Below are 14680 nucleotides of genomic sequence, written 5' to 3'. Positions count from 1 at the left end.
CCTAAAAAATTAGGACAAGTATACTGTCTTTTTCCATAAAATAGTTCCTACTGCTCAGATACACAAACTCATCCTACCTTCATACTTATATTGTCGAACAACGATATAATTGTCCATTAACAAAGGAAAATGCACCATGTATATGGAAGTTTATATATATTCGTGTCGAATCCTGATAAGCTTATGGGAGAAAATTCCTTAAAGGGGCGTTGAAAGTCTGTATGATTAAACAGCAAATTACTACTCGAAATTGGAGTTTATATCAACTAGCGCTTGTTTATCATATTATTGCCATATTTTTGATCGGGACAAATTTCTACTTTATTCATCCTCTTTCTTATGTGCAAAATAACCCAATAATAGGTCTATTTATCGATGTCATCCTATTTGGCTCCATACTCGGATTAGCTTTATTTGGCATTAAAATAGTTAAAAACCGAGAATCCTTCAATAACGAAACCGCAAAGTGGTATAAATCTCTTTATGATAATCATCCTGATTCTATTATCTCGTTTAGCTTGGACGGCGAAGTATTATCCGCTAATCATGGTTTGGAAAGTCTTCTTGGACTTGCTCGTGAGTCCTCGATGTTAACTTCCTTCATTCCTATGATCAATCCGCCCGATCTGCTCAAAGCGTTGCATCATTTCCAAGTGGCTTCAGCCGGGATGCCGCAAAATTTCGAGGCTGCTTTTGTTCATCAGAAAGGATACCCTATCCAATCCAATGTAACGTTCGTCCCGACGATGGTAGACGGTAGTATTGTTGGTGTCTTCGCCATTCTTAAAGATTTGACCGAGGTCAAGGAACAGAAGAAAGTCATTGATAAGCTGTATAAGCAAAATCAGCTCATCCTCAATTCCGTTTCGGAAGGGATTTACGGGATTGATCGGAGTGGTCGGACGATTTTCTGGAATAAGGCTGCTGAGGCTATAACTGGATGGAAAGTGGATGAAATGCTTGGCCGCCAAATTCATAATCTCATTCGACCCGTTAAGAACGACGGTTCTCTTTATCCACCTGAGGAAAGTCCTATTTTGAGTACGATTCTGAATCATGAAGTTTCTGATATGCAAGAGGATATCTTCTGGCGAAAAGATGGAACCACGTTCCCGGTCATGTACATGTCTAGTCCCATGCTGGAGGGAGGCCAACTATTAGGTACGGTTATTACTTTCAGAGATATTACCGAGTTGAAAAAGACGCAAGAACTGCTAATCAAATCAGACAAGCTTTCTGCTGTCGGACAGTTGGCTGCAGGCGTTGCGCATGAAATCCGTAACCCGCTAACGGCCTTGAAGGGATTCTTACAGCTGCTTAAGACAAATAATGCTAAAGAGAAATATTACATAGAAATCATGCAAAATGAGCTAAAGCGAATTGAATTTATTGTAAATGAGTTCTTGTTTGTATCCAAGCCGCAGGCAACGCATTTCGCAACTCAAACCTTGGATTCCATTGTCACAAGCACAATTGAACTCCTGCAACCTCAAGCTCTGCTTGGTAATATTCAGATTGAAGCTGAACTTATGCCAGATCTGCCGCCTGTCTCCTGTGATGAGCATCAGCTTAAGCAGGTTTTCATCAATATTATGAAAAATGCGTTGGAAGCTATGCAGCAAGGTGGTACAATGCGTATTCAAGCTCATCTGGATAATAACCCAAACTACATAACTATACGCTTCATCGATCAAGGGTGCGGTATTGCACCCGAGCGGCTGCCCAAGCTTGGCGAACCGTTTTATAGTACGAAGGAAAAAGGAACAGGACTAGGTCTTATGGTCTGTTACCGAATTATCGAAGCACATGGCGGCTTTATGGAAATTCGCAGTAAATTAGAAGAAGGAACGACGGTAGAGATCACACTTCCTTCCACGAAATAAATACATGAATGGGAGCGATAGCAAGATGAAAGGTTTTCTCATTGATTTAGATGGTACCCTATATCGGGGACATGAACCGATTCCCCATGCGGCGGCATTCATTCAATGGCTGCACCAGCACAAGTTAAAGTATTTACTCGTGACGAACAATTCGTCTCGTACGCCGGAGCAGGTAGCCGAGCATCTGCAAGAGCTCGGCATCGAGGTTCCAGCGGCAGCCGTCTATACGTCATCGCAGGCGGCCGCTCAGTACTTGACCGAGCAGCGCGGAGGCAACCGCGTGCATATAGTCGGCGAAGCCGGACTCCGGATCGCCTTGGAGGCGTCCGGCTTCGCCCTGAGTGATGGAACGACGCCGGATTACGTCGTCCAAGGCATTGACCGCAGCTTCTCCTACGAGAAGCTGACCATAGCGGTCCGCCATCTGAAACATGGCGCGACCTATGTGTTAACCAACCCCGACCGCATGCTGCCGTCGGATGGTGGGCTTATGCCAGGAGCTGGCTCCCTGGCAGCTTCGATCACCGCCGCCTCGGGCGTGGAGCCCGTGGTGATCGGCAAGCCTTCGCCGATCATCATGGCTTACGCCATCGAGCGGCTCGGGCTGTCAGCCGCCGATGTCTGGGTCATCGGCGATAACGTGCATACCGACATCCGCGGAGGCAGGTTGGCGGGATGCCGCACGGCGCTCGTGTTGACCGGTGTCGCCACAGCGGACAACGTGCAAGAGCAGCTGGCGTCGGCGGGCTTGACGCCGGACTTGGTCTGTGATGATTTGCAGCATTTCATCGAGCTGTTCAATGGAATGGACAGCTAATAGCGTGCTTTCACATCCAACCAGGATGAGTTTAGCCGGAGTTAAAGATGTTTTTCATCGCTAAATTGGGATGAGCGGGAGAAGCAGCTACTTTAAGGATGTTTTATATCGCTACCGTGGTTGAATTGCGCTGTATGCCTCAGTTTATCCGGGGTTAAAGATGTTTTTCATCGCTAAATTGCGATGAGCGGGAGAAGCAGCTACTTTAAGGATGTTTTACATCGCTACCGAGGTAGAATAGAAGCTCACCACATTCAAATAAAAAGCCGCAACTGTACTCAACAAGAGCAGTTGCGGCTTTTCTTCTATTCGATACGGTCCCAGTCAACTTCCGGCGGGGAGTTCTTCTCTTGCAGGCGGCCCTCTCTTGCATCCTTCTGCAGCTGCTCCAGCCATTTCAATTCACTAAAAGCGCGCTTATAGGTACCCACCATCATTTGTAAGACAACTCGAGGAACAATGGAGATGTGTTCTTCATACAAGCTTTTCATCTTGTTCATAATCATTTTTTGAGCCAGTATTTTATTTTCCAAGATGTCGGCAATCTTCGCCTGATCTCCATGCACGGAGAAAGGCAGAGCGACATAAAGCGGATGATAGTGCCTGATTTCTTCATGCAATTGTTCTACTAACAGTTCTTGAAATTTTAATTTCCCGGCTGCGGTAATTTGATAGATCGTTTTCTCCGGACGGTTCGTATCCCGTACAACCTCATGTGCTTCTACGAGTCCATCCTTGTGGAGTTGATCCATCGCATAATACAGCGAGCCGTCTTGCAGCTTCATGTAGTTGTTCATGCCTCTTTCTTTCATCGTCTGCCGAATTTCATAGGTATGCCGATTGGCTTCCATGAGCAGTCCGAGAATGACGAGCTTCATTGACATGGATGTTAACCTCCTAGTGTCCTACCGGTACGCTTTCTTTGACTGGAGCACTTCCTACTTCAAGCTTAGCGTTGCCCATAAAGAAGATGAACACAAGACCGATTACAGCCAGAACAATGGTCGTCTGGAAAACAACGGCAATGGAATCCGCCAATGCTGTTAAAAGCTTGTGTAAAACTTCAGCGGGAATGTTTGCACGGACCTGTGGCTGAAGTAGAATTCGCGCATCATGAAACTTTTCGGCCATTGCCGGATCCTGGAGGGATTTTGTAATGTTATCTCTAAGCGAGTTGACTTGAATGCTGCCAAATACCGCTACTCCGATTGCCGACCCTACGGAACGGAAGAAACCAACAAGTGAAGTCACGGTACCTCTGCGGCGAAAATCTATTTTATGAAGCGCAGACATTGATGTTATCGGGAAGCAAGCGCCAATCCCCAGTCCAAGGAGAATCATATAGGTTGTAATTAGCCAACGTTTGGAATCGATGGAGAGTCCGCCTAAGAGCGAAGTTGCCAACAGAAGCAAGGCTATGGAAACAAGCATGACATTGCGATAAGAGAATTTACCGATGAAGCGCCCGCCGAGCGCACTACTGACAACAACACCAAGCATCATTGGGGTTAAAGTGGAGCCTGCACTTGTAGCTGAGCCTTCAAATACACCTTGAATGAATAAAGGGATGTATGTACCGGCTGAAATCAAAACCGCACCATAAGCGAAGCTCACACCCATGCTTGCGGTAAATAGACGATTTTTGAACAAATCCAGCGGGATAATCGGTTCTGCTGCATATTTTTCAATCATAATAAATGTACCTAAGAGAACAACAAAACCTGCAAACAACCCGATGATTTGTAAGGAATCCCAAGCATATTCTTTGCCGCCAAGCTCCAATGCGAACATGAGGGAAATAATCGATGCTGTCAGGAAAATAGTACCGCCCCAATCAATTTTCGCCTTACTGTGTTCCACGGATTCGTGATAAGAGAAAATGATTAATATTAATGACACAATACCGAGGGGCAGATTGATAAAGAAAATCCATTCCCAAGTCACATGATCGGTAAAATAGGCCCCAATGATCGGCCCCAGTACACTGGATAGTCCGAATACAGCCCCGAACAGCCCTTGCATTTTACCCCGCTTCTCTGGCGGGAAAATATCAAAAATGATCGCGAACGTAATCGGCATAAGAGCACCGCCCCCAATACCTTGAATGGCACGGTAGATGATGAGTTCGGTCATCGATCCTGCCGTTCCACACAAGGCTGAGCCAATCATAAATACGATGATACCGATAATAAAAAATAGTTTTCGGCCATACATATCGGATAGTTTACCGAAAATAGGCATAGCAGCCACATTCGCAATTAAATACGCAGAAAAAACCCAGACGAATTGACTGAAACCGCCTAGTTTGGACACGATTGTCGGCATCGCGGTTGATACAATGGTCTGATCCAGCGAAGCAAGTAATAGTCCCAACATCAACGCCACAACGGTCCACGTTGTATTTGACTTACGGGTTAACGACATAAGGTGAGTCTCCTTCATAGTTTGATTATATACATAAATTATTATAATCAAATTTGAGTAATTAGCAACGAAAATCGGTTGAATTTGTCTGAGTTTTCCTTGCTAGAATGTGCTTGGTTGTCCAACTTTATCCTGACAGGTTGCCGATTCAGGTAATCCTATCATATAATGGGGTTACAAAAGGTTTTTATGTCCTTTACAATTTCGATAAATTTTATTTGTATCTTTACTATGATAAGCAGGAGGTATGCTCATGAATATGAACCAGTTAGAAACATTGCTCACCATATCCAAAACAATGAGCTTTCGCAAAGCTGGCGAAATTCTTAACTTGACCCAACCTGCCGTTTCCGCACAAATAAAGAGCCTTGAAGACGAATTCGGCACAATTCTCATTGATCGCAATCAACCTGTTACTTTAACCGATAGTGGTAAGCTGTTCCTGGAGCATGCAGAAAAAATGCTGCGAATCGCCAGTGATCTCAAGCAACGATTGTCCGACTTACATCATACACCGCAAGGTCATATCCACATTGGCACGACCACATCGATTGCTATGCAGATTTTGCCTAGGGTTCTGTCCTATTTCCAAGACCAATTCCCACTGATCAAGACAACCATTCACTCGATGACCTCTTCCCAAATTATGGCTTCCGTGGAAAATAGTCAAATTGACATTGGGATTACGTATTTGTTCGAAAAAAATCAAGCCTTAGAAACTTCGGTACTTTATTATGATACGTTCGAGCTGATTGTTTCCACGCAGCATCCACTTAGCCGATTTGCCCATTTATCCATTGAAAAACTGCGCAACATTCCGTTCATTATGCTTTCTCCGGAAACAGCGGGACGACGATTCGTCGATCAAATCTTCAAAGCCTATGATGTCTCCCCACATATTGTGATGGAGCTCTCCAGCAGCGAGGAAGTGAAGCGCATGGTGGAGTTAAATCTCGGAGTTGCTATTATCTCCAAGCTTTCAGTTGCAGATGAACTGCGACATGGCACTTTGAAAATGGTCAAAGTGAACGAATTGGATATTACGCATCCTGTAGGTGTAGTATATAAGTCAGGACGCTACTTAAATTCCGCGATGCAGCAGTTCCTGCGCGATCTAAAAGGAATGCCAGAAACCCAGTTTCTCGGCTCAGAATAAGATTTGCCGCTTACGATGCCAGTTTTGCTAAAGCAAAACACTAAGGAGGTTATTTTCGATGAAATTCGACCTACATACCCATCATGACCGATGTGGACACGCCAAGGATAAAATTCGCGATTATATCGAAGCCGCTATTGCCGGCGGATTGCAAGTCATCGGGATTTCAGACCATTCCCCTTATTTTGCGAGTCCAGAAGATCAGGCACAACCTTTAATTGCTATGGCTAAGAGCGAATTCCCCCGTTATATCGAGGAAGTTCTGCATCTAAAAAAAGAATATGAAGGAAAAATTGATGTGCTGCTAGGTGTGGAGTCCGACTATTTCCCTGAGCATGTTGAGGTATACCGTCAAGAATACGCGAAATATCCATTCGATTACATCATTGGCTCTGTTCATTTATCTGGCGGGGTCAGCATTTTCAATCGCAACAGGTGGAAACATTTAAATGAAGAGCAGAAAATTCAGCATAAAGAAGAGTATTATGACCTTATTGCGGAATCCGCACGTTCCGGCATGTTCCATATTCTTGGCCATATCGATGCCATGAAAGGCTTCTATCCAGCCTTTTCTGATATCTCCACACCTAAAGTTAACGAAACGTTGAAGATCATCGGAGAAGCTGGTGTAGCGATTGAAATCAATACTTCAGGAAAGACGAAGGACGTAGGCGGCTGGTACCCTTCTCATGAAATACTCGAGCAAGCACTGCATTATGGCGTTGAAGTGACCTTCGGCTCTGATGCTCATCTGCCTAGCCGTGTTGCTGATGATTGGGAAGAAGTCCGCAAAACGTTAAAAGAGATTGGCTTCAAACATTGGGTCTATTTCAAAAATAAACAAAAACAAATCGTTCCACTCTAAAACAGAAAAAATCTCCTTCGCTGCTTTCAGCGGAGGAGATTTTTGTTTGTTGTTCTAAAACATAAAGTAAGACTCCTTTTTTATTTGGGCATTAGCTAACTTATTTTTGCAGTGGTCTCCTTTGATGGATTCTTTTTACCATATTTGGGCATCATAACCTCAAAATTGGTAGGAGGAGCTGCACAATGAGTGAACGGATCGATAGCATCCGCGAAACGTTAATCGGCCGCTTATCGGCCACAGATGACAACCAATACCTGCAGCTTCGAAAAGAGGACGGCTCCCTGCACCTGTTGTATAACGTTTCCCTTTGCGATCCAGATAAATTGTACACGTTCATCCGGGTCCCTTTTGCCAAAAATCCGAATCTTGCCGAATTTGCAATTTATATAAATGAGTTAGCCGAAAAAGTCGAAGCATCCGATTCAGGAACCCTGCAGCAAAAGCTTTATGAGGGGTACGCCTTGATGTTCATAGAAGAACAGATCCTTGCGATTAAAGCAGTGAAAGATCTTGGTAATCAGCCAGCCCCGTCACAGGTGGAAGGATCACTGTACGGACCTCAGAATGCGTTCTGTGAAGATAATGAAACTAATGTCAGCATCCTTCGTCAAAGGTATCCGTCCACCGATTTGATCGTGGAGAACCTTACCGCGGGAAAAACGACCAAAACAAAAATTTCCTTGTTGTATGACTCGAGTGTAGTGAACTTGACCGCCCTTAGCCATGTGAAAGAAAGAATAAAGGATTTGGATGCAGCGGTAGTCCAGACCTCCAATCAGTTGTATTTGCTACTGAATCGTCATAAGTACTCCCTGTTCCCAACTATGCTCCATACCGATAGACCGGATCGCATTGTTCTCAACCTGTCGCAGGGAAAAATCGTATTTTTAGTTCATGGAACCCCGTTCGCCATGATTGGTCCCGCCGTTTTTTACGATTTTGTATCGGCCATGGACGATATATACATGAATTATTGGATTAACCGTTGCACCGCTTTTTTGAGATACTTGTCCATTTTTTTCACTCTGTTTCTGCCGGCTATTTACATTGCTGCCGTATCCTTCAATCCTGAGATGTTCCGTGTGCAGCTTTCTCTTTCCATTGCCGGCAGCCGGGCTGCCGTCCCGTATCCTTCCTATATGGAAGTCCTGATCATGTCATTTATGATAGAGGCCCTTACGGAAGCCAGCATACGTCTGCCCAAATATATTGGCCCAACCGCGGCGACTGTAGGCGGTTTAATTCTCGGACAAGCCGCGCAGCAGGCAGGGCTCGTCAGCAGCGTCCTGATTATCGTGGTCTCGCTTGTCGCAATTTCCAGCTTTGTGATTCCCGTGAATTCAATGTTATATACCATAAGGATAATCCGGTACCCTTTGATTCTTATGGCGAGCCTGCTCGGGGTGACGGGTTTGGCTGCTGGTTTCTTTGTCCTCCTGATCTGGCTGGCAAACCTGCGCAGTTTCGGGCAGCCCTATTTTCGAATTTTCGATAATGAACGCTCTTCAAGCGGGATGAAGAAGGGGGGGAAAGTGTCATAAACCGATATTTTTACTATAACGTGGCGATGAGTATGCTGATGAACCTGTTCTTTTATGTGCCCAATTTTCTGTTAGAAGACCGGTTTAAAGGGGCCGTCATGGCTTTGATCCTGGGAGGGGCGATTGGATCTTTGCTGGCTTATCTCTTCTCTGTCGCGATTCGCAAGTTTCCAGGGATGGGATTGCCCGAAATTTTTCGGGAGTCGCTGCCCATTTGGATTGGGAAGCCCGTGCTGCTGTATTTCGCTCTGTTTTGGTTTAGCCTTGGGACCGCGATCGTGAATTCTATTTCGATTATTATCGTCCGCTTCTTTAATCCCAGTATCAAACTGACTATCCTCGTCATTTTTTTTGTTTTGATTTGCATTTGGGCCGCAACCCGTCCCTCCCGTACTTTGTTGTTTGGCCAAGAGATCATCATGGTGCTCACTCTTCCGTTGTTGATCTTTATGCTTGCCAAATCATATGGCAACGATTTGTTGGACTGGGACGCCATTCGAACCGTTGCGAATTATGTAGGGCACCCGCCGTCTCTCACAGCACTATCTTCCGCTTCCATCATATTGATCGGCTTTCTCAACTTTTGCATTTTTAACCGAAATTTCAAGCAGGACGAGAAAATTCGTTACCAGTGGATATTACCGATTATGGGCTATTTAACTCTGGCCACGACTTTCTTTATTCCAATCGGTTTTCACGGAACTGTCGGGGTGGGGGATTACATCCATGTTTGGGCGTCCACTGCAGATTCCCTGCGTATGAAATACGGTTTTTTTGAGCGGGTTGTCTATCTTTTCGTCATCACGTTTATTCTGCTTTCGTTTATTTTCGTGTCCGTGGTCTGGCATATCGGGGCCGAGACGTTCAAAGGCTGTTTTGCTTCCAAAAAGCCGAATCTCGATCGGGTGGAAACACCAGTTTTGAGCTGGTGCATATGCCTTATCTTCGGTTTGCTTACGGTCGTCTACCAGATTACGGTCAAAGAAAAAACGGAGGCTATTATTGCAGGTTATATGCAAAGCATCCGCTTTTGGAGCGAGGTTGGGTTGGTCGTCCTCTTATGCTATGCCGCTGCAAGAAAAAGAAAGAAGGAAAAGGCATGAAAAAGACTGCCATTGTTGCACTGTTGGTGCTGCTCCTGGCCGGATGCGGCTTCAAGGATATCGATAAACGGTTTTTCGTTACGGGTATCGGAATCGATGATAGCGGAAATCCGGATAAACGGTACCGAGTTTCACTCAAGCTAGCTATTCCCTCGCAAACCATCTCACCCGGTCAGTCCAAATTCCAGATCGTTCAAGAGGACGCGAGTTCGGTGACGGAAGCAGTTCGCCTGATCAAATCCAAGGTGGACAAAGAACTGGAATTCGGTCATGCCAAAGTAAGCGTATTGGGAAAATCCCTTGTCCAGTCAGGCATTACCGAACCGCTAGATTGGCTGTCGCGGCGGCTCGACATTCAAATGATCGGGTATATGGCTGTGGGGGATCCTACTGCGGAGGCGGTGTTGAAAGTTAAGCCAACTTCCGAACGACTGCCAGGTAATGCTCTCTTTCTTAGCTTTGACCAAGAAGGATCGGAATCGTCCTACACCGTGACGGAGTATCTATACGATTTCTACCGACGCGTCAAAGAAAAAGGCAAGGACCCATTCCTCCCCGTCATCAAGGCGGAAAAGGATTCCTATACGATTAATCGGGTCATGCTTCTTAATAAGGATCGGGGAGTGCTAACCCTTAATCCTGACCAGACACGCATATTCATCACACTGGTGCGAAAATTCAACAATATCGAAATGGTAACGAAAACGGAAAAGGCCAACTTCATGCTTGCCGTCAGAGACCTCAGTGTAAAATATGATATACAGGACGGGGAGAGTAAACAACCTCCGACTATCCATATGAAATTAAGAATAGAGGGAAATCTCGAAGAGACCAATAAAGTATTTTATAATGAAAATTGGAGGGACTACGAGAAGGAAGCGGAAAAACAAGGGGAGCAACGCATTCAAAAAGTATTGGAGCTGCTTCAGCAACATGGTGTCGATCCCATCGGCTTCGGTCTTCGTTATCAGGCTACTCATCAAGCAGGGGACAGAACTTGGAACGATTGGCAGGCATTTTATCCAAGCGTCCTGTTCGATGTTAAGGTTCGAGTGAAAATAGCGAGTTCAGGGGCCATCAAGTAATGTGACGGCCCCAGCAAATCTGTTCTCTTGATTTATTGAATATGGCCAGATGGATTTGATTCAAGAAAGGCAAGTTTATCCTGTAAGCAATCCTGCAACATTGGCAGCACTTGCTCGGCAGTCATAGGCCGGTAGAAGTAATAGCCTTGAATTTGGCTGCAGCCATTAGCGACTAAGAAACCCGCCTGTTCTTCCGTTTCAACACCTTCCGCAATAATTTGCAGTTGAAACGAATTGGCTACGGAAATAATCGCTTTGATCATCGCACGGTCCTTGTCATCCGTTTGTACGCCGCGGACAAAGGATTGATCCAATTTGATCTTAGTGACTGGAAACCTTTTCAAATAACTTAGAGAGGAGTAATGCGTACCGAAATCGTCGACGGATATCGCAATGCCCAGCCCGCGAAGCTTGCTAAGTGCGTCCAGCTGTTCATCCTGCATGGCGAAATTTTCGGTTATTTCCATTTCCAAATACTTAGCTTCCAAGCCTGTTTCCTCTAAAATTTGTTTCACTTTATCAACAAAACGTTCATCATTCAGCTGTTTGACCGATAGATTGACAGAAATAGCTAAAGGTTCAACCATCGTGCTGTGCCAAGCCTTCATCTGCTTGCAAGCACCTCTCAGCACCCATTCGCCAATGCTAGCAATGGTCCCTATTTCTTCTGCTAGTGGAATGAAGTCAGCTGGAGAAATATAACCTTTGGTCGTATGCTTCCAACGCAAGAGTGCTTCAACGCCAATAATTTTACCTAATAAACAATCTACCTGCGGTTGATACACAATTTCGAGTTCATTCCGGTCAAGCGACTGACGCAGATGATTTCCCATCTCCAGCTTTGATAATGAATTCATTGCCATCTGCTGATTAAAGAAGCTGTATGAGCTGCCGCTCTCTTTTTTGGCTATGTACATGGCAATATCCGCATTCTTGAGCAATGCCTCCCAAGTCACGCCCCCATAAGGATACTGCACGATACCAATACTGGCACTAATGAAAAAAGAGCGATTCAATAACAAACAAGGCGGTTTTAGGATATCTATTAATTGTTCACAGAAGACCTGAATCTCCTTCTCATTTGGACAATCTTCTAGCAGAATGGCAAACTCGTCCCCGCCAAATCTAGCAAATGTATGATAGGAAAGGTTCGATTGCCCAATACGATTAGCAACTTCCTGCAGCATCAGATCACCCATATGATGACCATGCGAATCATTGACCATCTTGAAATTATCTAGATCAAAGAAAAGCATAGCAAGAGATGTACGATTAATTTCATTGTGTACAATTTGTTCTTTTAAAATCATTTGAAAATGGGCTCGATTATGTATCCCTGTCAAAACATCATGATAAGCCATGTAGGATAGCATTTGTTCGGATTCCAGCAAGCGTTTGGTTGAATCGTGCAGTTCCTGTTGTCCTGCCAAAAGCTCTTCATTCACAGCAGTCAAATCCTCATTTGCAAACTGCAGCTCTTGTGTTCGCTCATTTACGGCTCGGCGTAACTTATCCCGCTGTCTAAGAATATACAGGATAAAAATGAGACCGATTAGCAGTACAAGCATAAAAGAGATGCGTATTAATATGATTTGCCTGTTAATACTCTGTACAGCACTCGCCTGCGGTTGCGCAGCAAGCTCCCATTTGGTATCCGTATGCTCAATGGTGGCTATCATTGGATTTTCTTGAAAAATAGAATCGTCACCATAGAACGCAGGTTCTCCAGGATTTCGGATGGAAATCTGTAATTCCCCTGTATCTCTATTCTTAATTCCTGCTTCGACAAGCAGTTGATCCAGATTTACACCCACAGATACGAAGCCCCAAAAAACGCCTTCTTGATAGATTGGCTTTCGAGCGACTAAACCATTAATGCCTTGCAGTAATTGAAATGGGCCGTCCATTGTCATTTTTTTAGTTTGCAGCGCTCTTGAAATTTGCTTTTGAACATTGGCACGGGGATCCTTCATCAAATCCCAATTATATATACTTTCGTTGCCCTGCAGCGGATAAACGAACTTCATAACTCCATTAGGTGCAATAATTAAATTAATCGTAGATCCCTGAGCACCAAGATAAAGAGAAGCAATGTATTCCATGACTTCTTTATCATCTTTGTTTTGCAAGTAATTCGCATTCACGTAAGCTTCTAGGCTTACCATCATATTAAAATTACGATCAATAACGGATTGTAAAGCCAACGCTCTTGAGGATAATTGGGAATGCTCCGTAATTTCAAGCTCATGGAGTAAGGAGTCCTTATACTTAGTAAGAACAAACTCTGACGATGAAACTAATATGACGAAAATTAGAGCTATTATCGTGTATTGAATCTTTCTCATGCTACTCTACTCCTAATGTCATATGATAGTTTTATGTCACAATTCGACATCATCACCCTCTATTATTTCATCTCTAAACCTTCCGATGCAATCTTTTTATTGAATTTAGTTTTAATTTGCAAAAATAGATGTTGAAATGATAAGAAGGACCTAGCCAAGATTGGCTGAGTCCTTCATGTTGTCCGATTTTACAACGCTTTAGCCGCAATTCCTGTACGTCGAATTCGTACGGCCATGATGGCAGCAATCATACATACGAAGCCCGCCATAAGAAATGGCAGTGAATAACTGCCTAGCAAATCTCTTAGCAGACCTGCTTCATAGGCAGCAAAGGATGCTCCCAACTGGTGTGCTACAACAACCCAACCAAAGACCATGCCTGCCTTCTCTTTACCGAAAATATCCGATGCGATCTTCACGGTTGGCGGAACGGTTGCAATCCAATCCAAGCCATAGAAAACGGCAAAAATTAGAAGCTCCGTATAGCCTAAACCAAGCGCTTCCGGCAGAAAAATCAGTGATATTCCGCGAAGCCCGTAGTACCAAAACAGCAGCCAACGCCCGTCAAATCGATCGGTCAACCAACCGGACATCGTCGTCCCGACCAGATCAAAGATCCCCATGAGCGCCAACAATCCCGCTGCGGTTACTTCAGGAATGCCAAAATCCCCGCAGGCCGGAATCAGATGCGTACCAATTAACCCATTCGTGGAGAATCCGCAGAAAAAGAACGTCCCAGCAAGCAGCCAGAATGCCTTGTTCTTACTGGCATCTCGCAGCGTAAGCAGAGGGGTCATAAATAGGTTGCCTTTGAATTCGGCAGGCTTGACGACTTGATCAGAGCCAAAGGGAGCAGCACCAATGTCATAAGGATGATTGCGCATCCAGATCGCTACCACAGGGATTAACACCGCAATCACAGCGATCGCTGTATAAATGGCATAGCGCCAACCGACGTCCACCGTTATTTTAGCGAGAAGCGGCAGAAACAGCAGTTGCCCTGTCGCCGCACTGGCTGTCAGAATGCCAACCACCACGCCTTTGTTCTTGGTGAACCATCGATTCGCGATCGTTACACCTAGCACGTTGGCAAGCGAACCCGTTCCAAGCCCCACCACGACCCCCCAAAGCAAATCAAACTGCCACAAAGCCGTGATCATAGGCGTCAGCGAAAGGCTGGCCGCGATGCAAATGAGGGAGATCAGCACCACCCGACGGGTACCAAAACGCTCCATCAATGCAGCCGAGAAAGGCCCCATCAGACCATACAAGAAAATATTAATGGAGACAACCGAGGATACATCCGCGCGGCCCCAACCGAACTCTTTTTCAAAGGGAAGCATGAAGATGCTAGGCACCGAGCGTATGCCCGCCGATACAATCAATGTGAAGAAAGTTACCAGGACAACAATCCAGCCGTAGTGCAGTTTGGTACGTCGTTTTGTTAAAGTTTCCACG

At 45.0% G+C, this 14680-nt stretch carries 11 protein-coding genes; 7 read left to right on the top strand and 4 right to left on the bottom strand.

The annotated features are described in order from the left end of the window. Positions 1–221: 221 nt before the first annotated feature. Positions 222–1883, top strand: a complete 1662-nt coding sequence (locus ACBP55_RS08420) for a PAS domain-containing sensor histidine kinase (protein ID WP_464650872.1) — start codon at positions 222–224, stop codon at positions 1881–1883. Between the two features lie 25 nt (positions 1884–1908). Next, positions 1909–2700, top strand: coding sequence for a TIGR01457 family HAD-type hydrolase (locus ACBP55_RS08415; protein ID WP_464650871.1), 792 nt, complete (start codon positions 1909–1911; stop codon positions 2698–2700). Positions 2701–3005: 305 nt separating this feature from the next. On the opposite strand, the gene ACBP55_RS08410 is transcribed toward ACBP55_RS08415, so the two are convergent. Next, positions 3006–3584: a PadR family transcriptional regulator gene (locus tag ACBP55_RS08410; RefSeq protein ID WP_464650870.1), complete on the bottom strand. Its 579-nt coding sequence runs from the start codon at positions 3582–3584 to the stop codon at positions 3006–3008. A 13-nt stretch (positions 3585–3597) separates the two neighbouring features. After that, positions 3598–5124, bottom strand: a complete 1527-nt coding sequence (locus tag ACBP55_RS08405; protein ID WP_464650869.1) for an MDR family MFS transporter — start codon at positions 5122–5124, stop codon at positions 3598–3600. A 253-nt stretch (positions 5125–5377) separates the two neighbouring features. On the opposite strand from ACBP55_RS08405, the gene ACBP55_RS08400 reads away from it, so the two are divergent. The 5 genes from ACBP55_RS08400 (at position 5378) to ACBP55_RS08380 (ending at position 10877) form a co-directional block, all read left to right on the top strand. After that, positions 5378–6280: a LysR family transcriptional regulator gene (locus ACBP55_RS08400; protein WP_029197406.1), complete on the top strand. Its 903-nt coding sequence runs from the start codon at positions 5378–5380 to the stop codon at positions 6278–6280. 58 nt (positions 6281–6338) lie between these two features. After that, positions 6339–7145, top strand: a complete 807-nt coding sequence (locus ACBP55_RS08395; protein WP_464650868.1) for a histidinol-phosphatase — start codon at positions 6339–6341, stop codon at positions 7143–7145. A gap of 185 nt (positions 7146–7330) precedes the next feature. Beyond that, positions 7331–8689, top strand: coding sequence for a spore germination protein (locus ACBP55_RS08390; RefSeq protein ID WP_464650867.1), 1359 nt, complete (start codon positions 7331–7333; stop codon positions 8687–8689). 32 nt (positions 8690–8721) lie between these two features. Next, entirely contained in the window at positions 8722–9792 is a 1071-nt protein-coding gene (locus ACBP55_RS08385; RefSeq protein WP_464650866.1) for a GerAB/ArcD/ProY family transporter, read from the top strand. Beyond that, positions 9789–10877, top strand: a complete 1089-nt coding sequence (locus ACBP55_RS08380; RefSeq protein WP_464650865.1) for a Ger(x)C family spore germination protein — start codon at positions 9789–9791, stop codon at positions 10875–10877. The genes ACBP55_RS08385 and ACBP55_RS08380 overlap by 4 nt, the downstream gene beginning before the upstream one ends. 32 nt (positions 10878–10909) lie before the next feature. Here ACBP55_RS08380 and ACBP55_RS08375 read toward each other — a convergent pair whose 3' ends face one another. Together ACBP55_RS08375 and ACBP55_RS08370 are read right to left on the bottom strand one after the other, a co-directional pair. Then, positions 10910–13222, bottom strand: coding sequence for a bifunctional diguanylate cyclase/phosphodiesterase (locus ACBP55_RS08375; RefSeq protein ID WP_464650864.1), 2313 nt, complete (start codon positions 13220–13222; stop codon positions 10910–10912). Positions 13223–13410: 188 nt separating this feature from the next. Then, positions 13411–14679 carry an MFS transporter gene (locus tag ACBP55_RS08370; protein ID WP_464650863.1) on the bottom strand — a complete coding sequence of 423 codons (1269 nt, stop codon included), beginning with the start codon at positions 14677–14679 and terminating at the stop codon, positions 13411–13413. Between the last annotated feature and the right edge of the window lies 1 nt (position 14680).

It is taken from the genome of Paenibacillus sp. WG02 (assembly GCF_055396115.1).
Note: the sequence above shows the minus strand (reverse complement) of the source record. Positions and strands in the feature narration are given on the sequence as shown.